Source organism: Acinetobacter sp. TAC-1 (genome assembly GCF_029025845.1).
In the GTDB taxonomy this organism is placed as follows: domain Bacteria; phylum Pseudomonadota; class Gammaproteobacteria; order Pseudomonadales; family Moraxellaceae; genus Acinetobacter; species Acinetobacter guillouiae.
The window spans coordinates 561,958-578,048 of record NZ_CP118892.1; the positions used below are offsets into that span (position 1 = coordinate 561,958).

A 16,091-nucleotide genomic window follows, 5' to 3' on the forward strand; every position below is an offset into this window, starting at 1 on the left:
TTTTTTAGTCTTGTGTTAAAATAGAGCAATCCGTATGAATTCCATACACGGGGTGATTGAAAATCAATACCCCGTGTTTTTATTTTAGGTTTTTCCTATTCTTCTTCCTATACATTTCTGATGTTCAGACCAGTCATACTGGCTGATCTTGAATAAAGGTTATTTTATGAAACCCGTAATTGCGCTCATTGGTCGTCCAAACGTCGGCAAATCAACGTTATTCAACCAGATTACCAAGAGCCGTGATGCACTCGTTGCTGATTTTGCTGGTCTTACCCGAGATCGTAAATATGGTGATGCAACTTATGAAAATAAATCTTTCATTGTCGTTGATACTGGGGGTATCGGTGAAAATGAAGGTGGTATTGACTCATATATGGCAGAGCAATCAAAAACTGCGATTAATGAAGCCGATATCATTGTTTTTGTTGTCGATGCACGTGCTGGGCTATTGGCTTCTGATGAGCAGATTGCCCGTGAGTTGCGTACACTTGGTAAAAAGGTTTACTTGGTTGCCAACAAAGTCGATGGTGTACATGCTGAAGCTGCATTAGTTGAATTTTATAAACTTGGTATGGGTGAACCCTTACAAGTTGCGGCAAGTCATGGTCGTGGTGTTCAACAAATGCTTGAGGATATCTTGGTGGATGTCCCTGAAGATGAAAACCCAGAAGAACACGATAAGGCAACAGGGTTACGCTTAGCAATTATTGGTCGTCCAAATGTCGGTAAATCTACTTTGGTTAACCGTTTGTTAGGTGAAGATCGCGTTGTTGCATTTGACCAACCGGGTACAACCCGTGACTCGATTTATATTCCGTTTGAGCGTGATGGTCGTCAATATACCTTGATCGACACAGCGGGTGTACGTCGTAAAGGTAAAGTTGATGAAATGATTGAGAAATTCTCAATCGTTAAAACCCTACAAGCGATTAAAGATGCACATGTCATCGTGGTGGTTTTAGATGCACGTGAAGGTGTGGTTGAACAAGATCTACATTTGATCGGTTATGCACTCGAAGCTGGTCGTGCCATGGTGATCGCCATTAACAAATGGGACAACATGACTGAGTATGATCGCAAACAATGTAAATTGGATGTTGATCGTCGTTTTGACTTTATTCCTTGGGCAAAAGTACATTTGATTTCTGCTTTGCATGGAACAGGTGTCGGTGAGATGTATCCAACTATTCACCGTGCTTATGATTCATCACACTTAAAAGTTTCACCTGCAAAATTAACTCAGATTTTGAATGATGCAACTGAAGCACATCAACCGCCAATGATCAGTGGTAAACGTATTAAGATGCGTTATGCCCACATGGGTGGACAAAACCCCCCAACGATTGTGATTCATGGTAATAAGGTGGATAAGACACCTGCGGACTACCGTCGTTATTTGGAAAATGTCTTCCGTAAAGTGTATAACCTTGAAGGTACACCGGTTCGCGTTGACTTTAAAACAGCTGAAAATCCATTTGAAGGCCGTAAATCTCAAATTGATGAGCGTGTTGCAGCACGTCGTCGTCGTTATGTACAGAAATTTAAAAAGGCTGAAAAGAAATTTAGAAGCTAAATTTAGCGTTGAACACATCAAAACCCAAAGTGATCTTTGGGTTTTTTTGATTTAAGATAATGAAAAATGTTTGGGAATGGATTGTGAATCGTATTATTCAATTGGATGTTAATTCTATTCAAAATATTCTTCCGACTTACCATTCGAGCGATCGAAAGGGGCAGATCCAAGAATTGAAACAGGCGATCTATCAATATAGAAACCAATTATTGTCCGATATTTTTTCAGTTGAAATCAGTAACCACTCTTTTGAAAAAACAGATTTTGGTAAACCCTATTTAATTGATTATCCAAAGTTTCACGTGAATCATTCACATAGCCAGCACCATTATGCTTTGGCGAGTAGCCAGCAGATCCAAGATTTGGGTGTGGATGTTGAGGACTTAGATCGAAAGGTGCGCTTTGAGGCTTTAGCTAAACATGCTTTTCATCCCCAAGAATATCAGGCTTGGCAAGCGTTAGACTTTGATCCTACTTTTTGGTTTAAGGTGTGGACCACAAAAGAGGCGATTTTAAAAGCATCAGGCTTAGGGATTCGTTTGAGTCTAAATGAGCTAAATACTGGAGTGCATGTGATGAATGATGGTGGGATCTCTACGCATCCGTTATTGGGCAGCTTTGCCTATCAAAATCTCCAGCTGAGCAGAGTCATGCTGACGGTGGCATGGCGTTCTGAATTATCCTGTAAGGGCTTTGCATTTCCACAGATTCAAATCATTCAACATGGTTAATTAAAGATTGTATAGACGTTTTCATTCTGCATAACACATAAATTGCAACAACGTTATTCCATATTAGAGTGTGGCATCTATACGTCTAAGTGCTGAAACTTTCAAGCTTAAGCCACCTGTATTGCAAATCGGCATTGTTTAATAAAACCAGTTAAATGTAAGCTGTTTATCTTTAAATAAAAATAAATAGTACTTGATCACCATCATAACAATCTTGCTCGTCGTGTGTAGTTTGTAAGCTATATTTTTTACATAAAAATTAGTTTATTTCTCCATGAAATTCTCTATACTTGATAAATTAAATGATAATTAAGTAGCGAAAATACTAATTATTGTGAATTTAAAGCGATGAAAAAGCGATAGGTTAGGATTAATTATATAGTGCGATTTAAATACTTCATCAGCTTAATTTGCATCATATTTTTTTATCCAAATTTTAGTTTTGCTTCAAGTTTAGAAAGTGACCTTGCTGCTTTTAATCTCATTACCAACTACGAGCTTTTATTCTTTGGTGGAATATTTGTCATTTTGATGCAAGCTGGTTTTGCTGTAGTTGAAGGCGGATATGAAAATACCTATAAGTCAATTTCCGCATTATTGGTCAATTATGTTTCAGCAGTTTTAGGAACGCTTATTTTTGGTTTCTTCTGCGCAAAAATTCTTCTTGCAGGAGATGCCAGCTCCGAAAAATATATGAATGGCATGCTGCATGGCTGGCATTGGAATCTATTATTTTTTTATACCCTAATGGCCACCACAATCACCACTGTGGTTGGGCGAGTGATTCCAAGTAAAGTTCCCTTATTCGTCAACTGGATAACCGGTTTAATGATCGCAGGTGTGATCTTTCCTTTCTTTAGTAGCTGGACTTGGGGAAATATCTTATTTGGTAAGGGCTGGTTAAAAGAGTTAGGATTTATTGATTTTGCGGGTTCAACAGTGGTGCATTCCACGGCAGCATGGATTGTTTTGGCAGGCTATTTAACTTTAAAACCTCAAGACCGACAAGAAATCTTAAAAAAAGACTTAATCTTTGAAGATTATAAAATCTTATCTTTGGCATTGGCTGGCTTTATTCTTTGGCTGGCATGGTCAGGTCTAAATGTAGTTTATATCTCAGCACTCTATGCGGATATTGGAGTCATTGTTGTCAATGCCTTTGCTGCACTCTTTGGGGCAATGATTGCACCCTTGGTTTTTTCCTTGGTACTCAACAATAAAATTATTTCATGGGTTGAAATGATTAAAGGTGCATTGGGTGGCTTGGTGGCGATCACGGCAAGTTGTGGTTTAGTGAATTTATCATCCGCATTGATTATTGGCTTGGTTTCTGGATTATTCACAATCTATTTACCCCGTTTATTGACCTATTGGATTGATTCTAAGCATATTCGTGAAGTTGTTGTGGTACATGGTATTTGTGGAGCATGGGGCACACTGGCTGTTTCTTTGACAGATAACCCCGTGATTAATTTAGCCAACAAAGCCAGTGTTATCGATCAAAGTATTGGGATTGCGGTAAATTTCGTGTGGAGTTTTGGCGTTGCATTCTTAGCATTTAAACTGATTTGTAAACTGCGTAATGCATACTCAATTAAGTCGTTAAAAAATTGAGTACTTAAAAGCTTTGAAAAAAGCCAAGCACTAAAAAAAGCGACATAAAGTCGCTTTTTTCATATTTAAGTTCTGTATTAAACGTTAGGCAACACTTTCAGGTGTCGCACGCCATAAACTTTCCAGATCATAAAATTTACGTGCTGTTGGTAGCATCACATGTACGACTACAAATCCTAAATCGATAAGGATCCATTCAGCGTCTCGTTCACCTTCAACACCAATTGGGCGAAAGCCTGCTTTACGTGCTTCTTCAGCGACATTGTCAGCAAGTGCTTTAACATGGCGTGTTGATGTCCCGCTCGCGATGACAATTGCATCTGAAACGTTGCTAATAGTGCTGACATCAAGTTGAATAATATCTTTGGCTTTTACATCAAGTAGAGCTTCTTGTACGACTTTTAAACAAGTCTGTACGTCTTGATTTTGAGTGTTCATTGCAAGTTCGTGAGAATTAGAAGCGCTGGGCGATGGTTCTAAATTCATATAAGGTATATTTTCCAGAAAATATCTCATCTTCTAATATAGCGCTTTTGTCTAAAAAATACAAATTATACAATGCAACCGTTTGCTTAAGTAAACACCTATTTAATAGCTATGGTTGTTGGAAAAATATTTTTCTTTCCATGCAAATGACTGATTTGAATGCGATTGTGGCTTGTATTCTGCTGCAATAAAGCCCGTATAGGCGCTTTGTTTTAACCAAGAAAAAATTGCAGAATAATCAATTTGTGCGGTATCTGGTTCGTGACGTCCTGGGCAGTCAGCAAATTGTATATGCCCAATCCAATCAATATTTTCTTGTAAGGCTGCCAGTACATCTTCGCCCATCATCGCCATGTGGTAACAGTCAAATTGCATTTTTAATGCAGGATGCTGTACTGCTTCTAACATTTCTTGGCCTTGTGCAATATTTTGAACCAAGAAACGTGGCATGTCTGTACCATTGATCATTTCAAATACAGGCTGAATATCACGATTAGAGAGCAGATGACAAGCCAGTTTTAAATTGTTTGCCAAGGTGTTTAAACAGGGGAGTAAATCGGCATCTTGTGGTTGTTTACCTGCCAAAATATTGACGTTTGGAACATTGAGCGCTTCTGCATATTCAATTGCAAGTTCCAAGGCTTGATGAAATGCCAGTTCTTGACCAGGCACACCAGCAAGTCCGTTTCCACCTTGCATCAAGTCACCGGTGGGAACGTTGATGAGGCAAAGGCTGAGGTCATATTGTTCAAGTTGCGCTTGAATCTCTTCAATGCTTAATTCATACGGAAATTGAATTTCTACATTGTGGAAGCCATGAAGATGTGCCAAAGCAAAGCGTTCAATGAGCGGCACTTCAGTAAAAATCAAAGATAGGTTTACTGCGAGTTTAGTCATAAGAACGCTCCTTGCTATATTTGGACTCTCATCTTCAATGTAGTAGGCAATAGATTATTTTTCAACTTATTTATGTGTAGTTCCGTGTATTTTAACCCGATTTATTTTCCACTTGATGAATGACTGTGGCTAAATCCGACTCAGCAAATCCGTTGTTTTGATGGCTTTGTAATTGCCCAAGTGCACGTTGAGCCACAGGGATTTCTAAATCAAATAGTTGTGCAAGTTGAATAGCATTATTTAAGTCTTTAGAAAGCGTTTGTACTTTCCATTGTACTGGCTCAAAAGTATGTGTTGCCATGCGTGGGGCTAAAATTTGGAAAGGTTTTGAGTCGGCAAAACCACCAGCCAAAGCTGGTGCCAATAGGGCTGTATCTACACCTGCTTTACTGGCAAGCGCAACAGCTTCCGCGATCAAGGTGCTATTGGCAGCAACGATAAGTTGGTTACAGATTTTAGTGGCTTGTCCAGTACCTGTTTCACCCATACGTGTGACACGCTGTGACAGGATATTGTAAACGAGGCTCAGTGCTTGGATCACCTCAGCATTGCCCCCAGCAAAAATAACCAGCGTGCCATTTTCAGCGCCTGCTGTTCCACCTGAAACAGGTGAGTCAATCCAAATCACCTGTTTTGTTGTGGCGCTTTCCGCCAGTTGCTTGGTTTTATCCACAGATAAACTGGAGAAATCCACAATCACTTGCTTGGCTTGTAAATAGGGCTCAATGTGCTCATAGACCAGCTGTACAGCGTTATCATCAGCAAGGCAGCTGAGAATAATCGGATATTCTGCAATATTCTCAAGCTGTAATGGGTGAGCGCCTAGATCAATAAGGGCGTCACAAGCAGATGCGGTTCTGTTCCAGACAGCGACATGCAAGCCTGCTTGGATTAATCGGGTTGCCATACGGCTACCCATTAATCCCATCCCTAAAAATGCAATTTTACTGTTACGATCAAAATTCATTTTATAACTCAAAAAGCTTTCAATAATAATTTTGGATTATTTGTATTGGCGCGGTAAAAATTTTAATTCAGGATTTTTATCCTTTTTACGTGCAATTTGACTATTTTTACCCAAGAGTAATTTTAACTGCCAAATCTTCTCTAAACGTAAAGATTTCTGAGGTTGATGTTCCATAGCATCTAAAACACGTTTAGCAGCCATCAGCGCATCTGGCGAGCGTTGCAGCATCTCTTCTGCAATGGCTTGAGCTTTTGCCAACGGTGAGTCGTCTACATGCGTCACCAAACCAATGTCTTTGGCATAATTGCCATCAAAAATACGTGCAGTGAGGGTAAGCTCTTTGGCTAAATCAATACCAATCACGCCCTTGATTGAACGGGTTAAGCCCATGTCAGGCACAAGCCCCCAACGGCTTTCCATGATTGACATTTTAGTCTCTGGGTGTGCAATACGAATATCTGCAGCCAATGCAAGTTGCATCCCAGCACCAAAGCAGAAACCTTCAATTGCTGCAATGACAGGGACAGGTAGTTCTTGCCAGATTAAAAATGCTTTTTGGAATAGGCTTTGACCGGGTTTAATCAGTTCCCAAGCAGCAAAAGCTGTATTTTTAGGGCTATTTAAGTCAGCAAGGTCAATACCTGCACTAAATACATTGGCTTCACCCGTCAGAATCACCACACGAATGCTGCGGTCTTTTTTAATCTGTTGTGCGGCGCTTACCAATTCACGGAGTAAAGCAAAACTCATGGCATTGCGTTTATCTGGACGATTTAATGAAACTGTTGCGATACCATTGTTTTTTTCTATATGTAGTAGTGCCATGATCTTGACTCATTTTTTCCTTGGTCATCAGCATAGCATGTGAATTGAATAGTTACATGACAGTAGAGTCACCGAAACTGTGTTGATGTGCCAATTGGGTAGTAAAGCCAAAACAGGATTGCAATAAAAAGATTGTTCTAATTCATGCTGTTTTAAAGAAGCAATAAAAGCCATACGCAGGATAAAACCTAGAGTCAATTTGGGTTGTATCCTGCGGATTTAAAAACAGCTTAAAACGCGATAAGAAAAGCATTTATAACGCTGAATCGGGTAGAACTGCACTGTATTTATGAAACGGGTAAAATCTGCTGTGCAGCTGTTTCAACTTCATGAATCGCCAATTGAAGCTCATCAAAGCGTTTCATCACGTCTTGGATAAAGGCTTCATCTGCTTTACGGCGCTCTTTGCGTAGCATAGAAATAAATTGTTCAAAATCACCCGTAATGCGTTGCAATTTTGGTGTGCCGACATAACGGGTAGCACCATATAAGCGATGTAAGACATGTTCTAATTGCGGGAAGTCCTCAAGCTCAATGAGTTGCTCGATTTCAGCCAGCTCTGTTGGAAAACTGTCGACGAGCATTTTTAACAAATCTTGTGCGAGATCTTCTTTATTGGCTGCTAAAGCAAGACTTTGTTTCCAATCTAAAATATACGCATCCAGCGCCTCGATATATACTGTATTTTCGATAGGCTGCTGATGTTGAATAAATTTATCGCTTGTCCAATTGGTGAGAATTTGAATAATTTGTTCAATCTGGATCGGCTTGGTTACATAGTCGTCCATACCCACTTTGAGTAGTTTTTGTTTTTCATCGGCCAATGCATGAGCTGTTAACGCAATAATCGGCATCCGCATACCATCTAAGGTAGATTCCAAAGAGCGAATCGCCCGTGTGGTATCAATCCCAGACATGACTGGCATTTGAATATCCATAAAGATAAGATCAAATGGTTTAGCGCCTTGTTCAACTCCTTGCTGAATAATGGTTAAGGCTTCTTGACCGCTGAGTGCCTTGGTGGTTTTTACATTGAGCTCGCCTAATAGCGCTTCTAGTACGATCAAATTTGGTAAATGATCATCTACTGCTAAAACGTGTAAATCTTGCCCTTTAAAGTCTTTATGATGTTCTTGTTCAAAAACAGGCTGATTACTTAATAGTTGAATCACTGAACTACGGCTCAGTGGTTGATACAGCGGACGCGCTTTATATTCAGTCAACATATTTGGATCAAGTGACATTTGATAACCATATACCGCCAAATGACCTTGATAACGACCACGAATTTCTTTAAGTAAGGCTTCAGTATCTCCACTGTGATCAACGATCAACCAAGTATTTTCAGTATTTTTTTCTAGGCTATTTAGGCGGCTAAACAGATCTAAAATCGATTGTGCTTCGGTGTGCTGAACTTGATAGTCTTCTAAGTAATGACGTAATACGTTGGCGGTTGCAGGGTGTGCCAAGAAAGACACCACATTTAAGTTTTTAAATGATGGATGAACAATTTCTTCATCTTCATTTACCGTTAACATGGCGGTAAACCAGAAGGTTGAACCTTTTTCTGTGGGTGCGCGTTCTTGGTTATCTTCAAAGCCAATTTGACCATGCATCAAATGTACAAGTTGCTTGGAAATGGCTAAACCGAGTCCTGTACCACCAAATTGGCGAGTGACAGAAGCATCACCTTGAGAGAATGATTCAAATAGTCGTTTACGATCGGTGCCACTTAAACCAATACCACTATCTTGTACGCTAAAGTGCAGCAAACATTGTCCGATATCATCATGTTCCATCCGCGCACGAACAATAATTTCACCATCAGGGGTGAATTTAATCGCATTGGAAATAAGATTGGTCAGCACCTGTTTAAAGCGTAAGGCATCACCAATGACATGTTTAGGCACATTGTCTGCAAAATAGAATGCCATCTCGATATGTTTTTGCGCTGCCAATGGCGAGAGCATATCCATCACATCGAAAATTGCTTCTTCAAGATCAAAAGGTGCGGTTTCGAGTTCTAATTTACCTGCATCAATTTTCGAGAAATCGAGTACATCATTAATCAATGCCAATAAATGTGCAGAAGACTTACGGATGGTCTGTAAATATAAACTTTGATCATTGCTTAAATTGTCTTGGCGCAACATCAAATGAATAAAGCCATCAATACTATTTAATGGGGTACGTAATTCATGACTGATATTGGCAAGGAAGACCGACTTCGCCTGATTGGATGAAATCGCCTGATCACGGGCTTGTTTATAGGTAATGTTTTGGACTTCTAAGGTGTCTAATGTACGACGTAAGTCATCTTCTGTTTGTTCCGTATGTTCTTTTAGCTCAAGGAAGCTGAAATGTAGCCGTTTCACCACATTGGCAATATCACGCTGTAATAAGCGCAGTTCCCCAGTACTGTTGATCACCATATGTTGATCAAGCGTATCTGCATTTAAGCGTTGCAATTGCATCCGAATTTCGTACATCGGTGCAATCCAGCGTCTTGAATAGAAGTTTAGACACAATAGAAGCAACAAGAGCGTTAATAAGGCAGTCGTAATCAATACGATCATGACACGATAATGTGAAATTTCTAAAGGTTGATTATCAAGTTCAATCACCAACCACATATTTTCAGCAGATTTGGTGGGGTTTAGTTTAATCCCATAAATATTGTTGTACTTATTTTGAATTGGTCCAAAGAAAGTGCCTGATTTTGGAATTTTTGGCCAAGCACGTTGATTTTGGTAGCCTACACTTAAATGATTGACATTATTTTCATCTAAAATCGCTGCGCTGAGTAAATGCTTTTCGTTAAACATTTTTTGTAAAATGCTTTCAGCTTTGGCGTGTTGAATTGGATCTTGTTCCATGACTGCGGTGAGTTGCTCAGCAGTATATTGGTAACGGCTCAATATCGCGATGGCTTGGAAGCGCTGTTTGGACTTGGCCGCAGCTGATGTTTCAGAAAGAACCAGTGCTGTTCCAACACATGCCAAAATCATAATTGGCACGAAAATTAACGCAATAAGTTGACCATAAGCGTGATTGAGTTTTAAGCGTTTAAAGAGTTTTTTATTGAAATTCGACATTGTTCCAGCAACTCATTGCCCATGGCAAAGATATTAACATGCTTTAATCATCCTGCATGACAATATGACTAAAAATCTTGTGAATTGAAAATGAGTTATGCTGTTTTATAGATAACTTTATCATTTCTAATTCTAAGTAAAGTTTATTTTTTTATATGTATTTAATTTTATTCAATAAAGAAAATCATGCTCCTGCTTGGGTCTGTTGATATATATGAATTTAGTTTGATCATTCCAAGTAAAATGAAGCGGAAAGATGTGCAGTATGTTTCTTTTTTTCATACAATATGCCCACCTCGATATAGGTGCAACCGATGAGTCACACACAACCTGATTTCTTAGCCGACGAATTTTTGTTAGATCACTATGTAGGAAAAACTCCTTTGGTGCGTTTACAACGTTTGGCAAGTCATACTCAAGCAACAGTATTGGCAAAGCTAGAAGGCAATAATCCTGCTGGTTCTGTCAAAGATCGTCCTGCATATAACATGATCATGAAAGCTGAACAGCGTGGTCAAATTAAGCCGGGTGATACGTTGATCGAGGCGACGAGTGGAAATACTGGGATTGCGTTGGCAATGGTCGCCGCAATGCGTGGTTATAAAATGAAATTGATCATGCCGGGGAACTCTAGCCAAGAACGTAAAGATGCAATGCGTGCCTATGGCGCTGAATTGATCGAAGCAACCAATATGGAAGTTGCGCGTGATATGGCTTTGCAAATGCAAAGTGAAGGCCTAGGTTTAGTATTAAATCAGTTTGGCAACCCAGACAATGTAGAAGCACACTACCTGACCACAGGTCCTGAAATTTGGCAACAAACCGCAGGGAAAATCACCCATTTCGTGAGCTCTATGGGCACAACGGGCACGATCATGGGGATCTCTAAATATTTAAAAGAACAAAATCCAGATATTCAAATTATCGGATTACAACCTTCAGAAGGTTCAAATATTGCGGGTATTCGTCGTTGGCCTCAAGAATACTTACCGACTATTTTTGATCCAAGCCGTGTCGATCAGATCATGGATATTCCGCAAATTGAAGCAGAAAAAACCGCACGCCGTTTAGCACGTCAAGAAGGCATTAGTGCTGGGACCTCTTCAGGTGGTGCTGTATGGGCATCGGTTAAAATTGCTGAAGAAAATCCAGATGCAGTGATTGTATGTATTGTCTGTGACAGAGGTGATCGTTATCTTTCTACAGGTTTGTTCTCTGTTGAGGATCAAGAATAGTTGCTTCGAAGTCATAAATTGCTTCATGATGGCAAACTTGAGTATTGAGTAAAGCTTTTATGCGTCTTCCAGTTTTAGTTTTTGATATCGAAACCCTGACCGATCTTAAGTCAGGGGCGCATTTATATGGCTTGGATTTACCACAGGACGATTTAGAACAGGCGTTGGCAAAACTACGCCGTCAAGAATCGGGGATGGATTTTCAGCGCTTGGCTTTACATGAAATTGTCTGTATTTCAGGATTGTGGATTGATGAAAATGGTGTGATGAAACTGTTTTCATTTAGTCGAGAACATTATACTGAAACTGAAATTTTACAAAAATTTTTATCTATCTTTGATAAAAGACATCCAACACTCGTGAGCTGGAATGGTTCACAGTTTGATTTGCCTGTGATTTTATTCCGTGCCATGTATCATGGACTATCTGCACCAAGTTTGTTCGATCAAGGTGAGATTGACACACAAAAAAGGTATAATAACTATCAGAACAGATACCACAACCGTCATGTCGACTTAATGGATGTCATGGCGATGTTTAATGCACGTCATTTCCAGAAATTAGATGATGTTGCGCATTTATTGGGTTATCCCGGTAAACGTGGTATTTCAGGTTATTTTGTTCCCGAATATGTGAATACACAGCAATGGTTGAAACTCACCAGCTATTGCGAAGGTGATGTTTTAAATACATGGTTGATTTTCTTAAGATGGGCTTTGCTTAAAGGTCAGATTTCTTTGCAAGATCACCGTTTATGGATTCAAGCCTCGATTCATTATTTGCAAGGACAAGCTCAACAACATGAGTTTTTAAATGTTTGGCGTGAAACCTCACAGCGAACTGAATTTACTCAAGCAGATTTTTCCTCCACACCCGATTAGGTATCCCTTTGAAACATAGAGCCAAACCTCGACCATCTCAGCTTCCACAATATATTTTTAAAGTTGAAAGATTGTCACACGAAGGGCGAGGGATTGCGCATTATGGAACAGAACTCAATCATCCAAGTGAAAAGCAGGGTAAAAAAGTTTTTATTCGCTATGCACTGCCTGGTGAAATCGTAAAAGCTCAAGTGACGCGTCAAGTATCCAAACTTGAAGAAGCGGACAGTATTGAATTACTCAGCGAGCCAAATCCATATCGTATTCAACCGATCTGCCCACATTTTGGTACTTGCGGTGGATGCAATATGCAACATATTCATCCAGATGAGCAAATTCGCTTAAAACAAGATGTTTTAAAATCACATCTTAGCCACTTTGCAGGCTTAGTACCTGAACAGTGGTTAGTGCCATTGCGTTCAACGCGTACCGACTATCGGCATAAAGCCCGAATAGGGGTGCGTTATTTAGCTAAACAAAATAAATTATTGATGGGTTTCCGTGAAGCGCAGAGCAATCACTTAACTGCAATTGAAACCTGTAAAATTTTAGATATTGAATTAGATCAGGCCTTACCTGAAATCAAGGCATTACTCGAAAGTCTAAAAGGCAAAAGCAGCATTGGTCATATAGAATTAGCCAAAGGCGATAGCGAAATTTCATTATTGGTTCGCCATACTGAAAAATTAAAAGCCCATGATGTCAACCTATTGCAACAATATGCGTTACAGAAACAGTGGCAGTTGTATTTGCAACCTGCGGGTGTGGAAAGTGTACAACGGCTAGATGATGCTCAGGCAGACATGCATTTGCATTACCGTTTAAAAGATTTTGATATCGAGTTTGCGTTTAATCCAACAGATTTTACCCAAGTGAATCCCACTGTAAATCCACAGATGGTTAATCTGGCATGTGATTTGCTTGAGTTGAAAGCAGGTGAAACTGTTTTGGATTTATTTTGTGGATTGGGGAATTTTTCTCTGCCGCTCGCTCAACGTGTGGGTGCTACAGGAAAAGTCATTGCTGTTGAAGGTAGCGAAGCGATGGTGAAGCGTGGTACAGAAAATGCACTGAACAATCGCATAAGCAATGTTAAATTCTATTCACAAGATTTAACAAAAGACTTTTCGCATTATTCTTGGGCAAATCAAGGATTTGATGCATTATTGATTGACCCTCCTCGTGCGGGTGCAGAACAAGTTATGCATTATTTGCCCAAATTTGGTGCGCAAAGAATCGTTTATGTGTCGTGTAATCCAGCAACATTGGCCAGAGATGCTGGAATTTTGGTACAACATGGTTATCAGCTCACTAAAGCCGGTGTGATGGACATGTTTACGCACACAGGGCATGTAGAATCGATTGCTTTGTTTGAAAAGAAATTAGAGATAAACGATTTATAATGAAATATAGAGTTAGAGGAGTAGGGTATGGTCACAGTACGTGAGCAACTTCCTGATCAGCTCAATGAGCTATCAGAGGAAGCGACTGTAGAACATGCCGATGAAGCGCAACAGGCTCTAGCAACTTGGCTAGATCGAGTGCGTGGAATTTTAGACGGTGCTGAACTTAAGCAGTTAGAAGAAGTCGCGCAATTAGTATTACAAAAAGAATTGGCGACCACAGTAAATTCCAGAACCAATACCTTTGCAACAGGCATTGGGATGGCCGATATTCTCGCACATTTACATGTCGATGAAGATACGCTGGCAGCAGCTGTGCTTTATCGTAGTGTGCGTGAGGATCTCACCACCTTAGAGGAAATACAGCAGCAATGCGGTGAGCAGGTTTACAACCTTGTCAAAGGCACTTTGGCGATGGGTAAACTTTCTGAACTGATTGAAAAGAATAAACGTTTAGAAGATCACTTTAATAATAATCAGCGTGAACATCTGACGGGCATCTACAAGATGTTGATTTCTGTGACAGAAGATGTCCGAGTGGTCTTGATTAAACTGGCTGAACGGACCTTTGCTTTACGTGAATTGGCGCATTCTTCAAAAGAACGTCAAGAGCGTGTTGCACGAGAAATTCTCACCATCTATTCACCTTTGGCGCATCGTTTAGGCATTGCCCAATTAAAATGGGAGCTCGAAGATCTTGCTTTCCGTTATTTGGCACCAGAACGTTATAAAGAGATTGCTTCTTTACTCAATGAAAAGCGTCTAGAGCGTGAACAATATATCCAGTTTGTGGTGGATAAACTCAAAAATGAGTTGGCTGGGCATGATATCGAGGCCGAGATTTCAGGTCGGGTCAAACATATTTATTCGATCTACCGCAAAATGAAGAGTAAAAATCTAAGTTTTGATCAGCTTTATGATATTCGCGCGTTACGGGTCTTGGTTAAATCTGTCGCAGAGTGTTATCACGCTTTAGGCATTGTGCATCAAATTTGGCGTCATATTCCTCATCAGTTCGATGACTATATTACCAATCCCAAAGCCAATGGTTATCGCTCTTTGCATACTGCGGTGATTGCAGAAAATAAATCTTTGGAAATCCAGATCCGAACCAAAGAAATGCATGAAGAAGCCGAGTTGGGCGTGTGTTCACACTTCAATTATAAAGAAGGCTCGAAAACCACTGACTATTCATTTAATCATCGTTTGCATTCTTTACGTGCAGTGCTTGAACATTATCAAGAACGTACCGAAACCAGTGCGCATCCCAATGAAGATGAAACAGAAGATTTTGAACAAATTCAAGATTTTGAAGGTTTTGAAAAAATCTATGTGTTTAGTCGTGATGGCGATATTAAAGAATTACCACGCGGATCGACGGTGCTTGATTTTGCTTATCATGTGCATACCGAAGTCGGCAATAAGTGCTATGCATCACGGGTCAATCAACGCTATGTGCCGTTAACCTATACCTTAAAAACAGGTGAACAGGTTGAGATTTTAACCAAGAAAGATCGTGAACCCAATCGTGATTGGTTGGTTAACTCTTTGGGTTATATTAAAACAGCGCGTGCGCGTGACAAGTTGCGCCACTGGTTTAGACAACAAGATCGCAGCAAAAATCTGGAAGTTGGGCGTGAGTTACTTAATAAAGAACTTTCACGTTTAGCGATTCACCCGAAAAGTATTGATTTAAGTGATTATTGTAATCATTTCAATGTGAAAACTGGGGATGACATTCTTGTGTCATTGGTGAGTGGGGAAATTAGCCTGCATGCCTTGATCAATCAAGTCAATCGCCACATGCACTTAGATCAGGATGAACCAGAGCTGGTTTTAAAACCAACATTAAATCCACGCGCAAGTCATACCTTGTCGGCGCATGGAATTTTAATTGATGGTTTGGACAATGTTGAATTACATATTGCACAATGTTGTCAGCCTGTTCATGGTGAATCGATTGCTGGATATATCACATTGAATCGTGGTGTCAGTATTCACAAGGTTGCATGCCCAGATTATATGCGCATGATCAAGTTAGAACCTGATCGTGCGGTTGAAGCGGATTGGGAGATGCAACCGACACGTGGGCAAAGTGTGCAAATTGTGGTGGAAGCGTATGATCGCCGTGGTTTGTTAAAAGATTTGACCCAAGTGATTTTTTCAGATCAGATCAATATCCGTCAGGTGAATACGATTTCTGAAGCAGATGGTATTGCCAATATGAAATTGTTGATTGAAGTGAAAGGCTTGGCGCAATTGTCTCGCCTCTTGGCAAGATTGGAACAACAGCCTGGCATTATCAGTGCTCGACGCTTGGTTCAAGGCAATTAGTTCGCTGTTCTGACCTCATGTATTTCAAAAAAACCTGCACAATGCAG

12 protein-coding genes are annotated in these 16,091 nt (G+C 40.0%); 7 read left to right on the plus strand and 5 right to left on the minus strand.

The genetic code is table 11. The features are described 5' to 3' along the window. Positions 1-166: 166 nt before the first annotated feature. The 3 genes from der to PYV58_RS02660 all read left to right on the plus strand — a co-directional run bounded on the left by der (position 167) and on the right by PYV58_RS02660 (position 3,921). Positions 167-1,576: a ribosome biogenesis GTPase Der gene (gene der, locus PYV58_RS02650; RefSeq protein WP_004725892.1), complete on the plus strand. Its 1,410-nt coding sequence runs from the start codon at positions 167-169 to the stop codon at positions 1,574-1,576. Positions 1,577-1,635: 59 nt separating this feature from the next. Beyond that, positions 1,636-2,307, plus strand: coding sequence for a 4'-phosphopantetheinyl transferase superfamily protein (locus tag PYV58_RS02655; RefSeq protein WP_034612347.1), 672 nt, complete (start codon positions 1,636-1,638; stop codon positions 2,305-2,307). Between the two features lie 381 nt (positions 2,308-2,688). After that, positions 2,689-3,921: an ammonium transporter gene (locus PYV58_RS02660; protein WP_034612350.1), complete on the plus strand. Its 1,233-nt coding sequence runs from the start codon at positions 2,689-2,691 to the stop codon at positions 3,919-3,921. An 84-nt stretch (positions 3,922-4,005) separates the two neighbouring features. Here the strand turns inward: PYV58_RS02660 and rsfS are convergent, their stop codons facing one another. The 5 genes from rsfS to PYV58_RS02685 form a co-directional block, all read right to left on the minus strand. Next, positions 4,006-4,407, minus strand: coding sequence for a ribosome silencing factor (rsfS, locus tag PYV58_RS02665; RefSeq protein ID WP_034612353.1), 402 nt, complete (start codon positions 4,405-4,407; stop codon positions 4,006-4,008). Positions 4,408-4,509: 102 nt separating this feature from the next. Beyond that, positions 4,510-5,304, minus strand: coding sequence for a TIM barrel protein (locus PYV58_RS02670; RefSeq protein ID WP_034612357.1), 795 nt, complete (start codon positions 5,302-5,304; stop codon positions 4,510-4,512). 91 nt (positions 5,305-5,395) lie between these two features. After that, positions 5,396-6,271 carry an NAD(P)-dependent oxidoreductase gene (locus PYV58_RS02675; protein WP_275059701.1) on the minus strand — a complete coding sequence of 292 codons (876 nt, stop codon included), beginning with the start codon at positions 6,269-6,271 and terminating at the stop codon, positions 5,396-5,398. A gap of 36 nt (positions 6,272-6,307) precedes the next feature. Then, positions 6,308-7,096: a crotonase/enoyl-CoA hydratase family protein gene (locus PYV58_RS02680; protein ID WP_034612363.1), complete on the minus strand. Its 789-nt coding sequence runs from the start codon at positions 7,094-7,096 to the stop codon at positions 6,308-6,310. Positions 7,097-7,383: 287 nt separating this feature from the next. Then, entirely contained in the window at positions 7,384-10,191 is a 2,808-nt protein-coding gene (locus PYV58_RS02685) for an ATP-binding protein (RefSeq protein WP_034612366.1), read from the minus strand. A gap of 314 nt (positions 10,192-10,505) precedes the next feature. On the opposite strand from PYV58_RS02685, the gene cysM reads away from it, so the two are divergent. From cysM to PYV58_RS02705, 4 genes are read left to right on the plus strand one after another with little or no spacing between them, the layout of a single operon-like run. After that, the gene (gene cysM / locus PYV58_RS02690; protein ID WP_004817001.1) at positions 10,506-11,426 is read left to right on the plus strand and encodes a cysteine synthase CysM; all 921 of its coding nucleotides are present in this window, start codon (positions 10,506-10,508) and stop codon (positions 11,424-11,426) included. Positions 11,427-11,485: 59 nt separating this feature from the next. Further along, entirely contained in the window at positions 11,486-12,307 is an 822-nt protein-coding gene (locus PYV58_RS02695; RefSeq protein ID WP_034612368.1) for a 3'-5' exonuclease, read from the plus strand. 8 nt (positions 12,308-12,315) lie between these two features. Further along, positions 12,316-13,710, plus strand: coding sequence for a 23S rRNA (uracil(1939)-C(5))-methyltransferase RlmD (gene rlmD, locus PYV58_RS02700; protein ID WP_004817006.1), 1,395 nt, complete (start codon positions 12,316-12,318; stop codon positions 13,708-13,710). Positions 13,711-13,737: 27 nt separating this feature from the next. Continuing rightward, positions 13,738-16,044, plus strand: coding sequence for a bifunctional (p)ppGpp synthetase/guanosine-3',5'-bis(diphosphate) 3'-pyrophosphohydrolase (locus PYV58_RS02705; RefSeq protein ID WP_004725915.1), 2,307 nt, complete (start codon positions 13,738-13,740; stop codon positions 16,042-16,044). The last annotated feature ends 47 nt before the right edge of the window (positions 16,045-16,091 follow it).

Coding starts and splice junctions, on each gene's coding strand:
- PYV58_RS02655 (WP_034612347.1), top strand. CDS start 1,636: ATGAAAAATGTTTGGGAATGGATTGTGAATCGTATTATTCAATTGGAT.
- PYV58_RS02670 (WP_034612357.1), bottom strand. CDS start 5,304: ATGACTAAACTCGCAGTAAACCTATCTTTGATTTTTACTGAAGTGCCG.
- PYV58_RS02705 (WP_004725915.1), top strand. CDS start 13,738: ATGGTCACAGTACGTGAGCAACTTCCTGATCAGCTCAATGAGCTATCA.
- PYV58_RS02685 (WP_034612366.1), bottom strand. CDS start 10,191: ATGTCGAATTTCAATAAAAAACTCTTTAAACGCTTAAAACTCAATCAC.
- PYV58_RS02680 (WP_034612363.1), bottom strand. CDS start 7,096: ATGGCACTACTACATATAGAAAAAAACAATGGTATCGCAACAGTTTCA.
- rsfS (WP_034612353.1), bottom strand. CDS start 4,407: ATGAATTTAGAACCATCGCCCAGCGCTTCTAATTCTCACGAACTTGCA.
- der (WP_004725892.1), top strand. CDS start 167: ATGAAACCCGTAATTGCGCTCATTGGTCGTCCAAACGTCGGCAAATCA.
- PYV58_RS02675 (WP_275059701.1), bottom strand. CDS start 6,271: ATGAATTTTGATCGTAACAGTAAAATTGCATTTTTAGGGATGGGATTA.
- cysM (WP_004817001.1), top strand. CDS start 10,506: ATGAGTCACACACAACCTGATTTCTTAGCCGACGAATTTTTGTTAGAT.
- PYV58_RS02695 (WP_034612368.1), top strand. CDS start 11,486: ATGCGTCTTCCAGTTTTAGTTTTTGATATCGAAACCCTGACCGATCTT.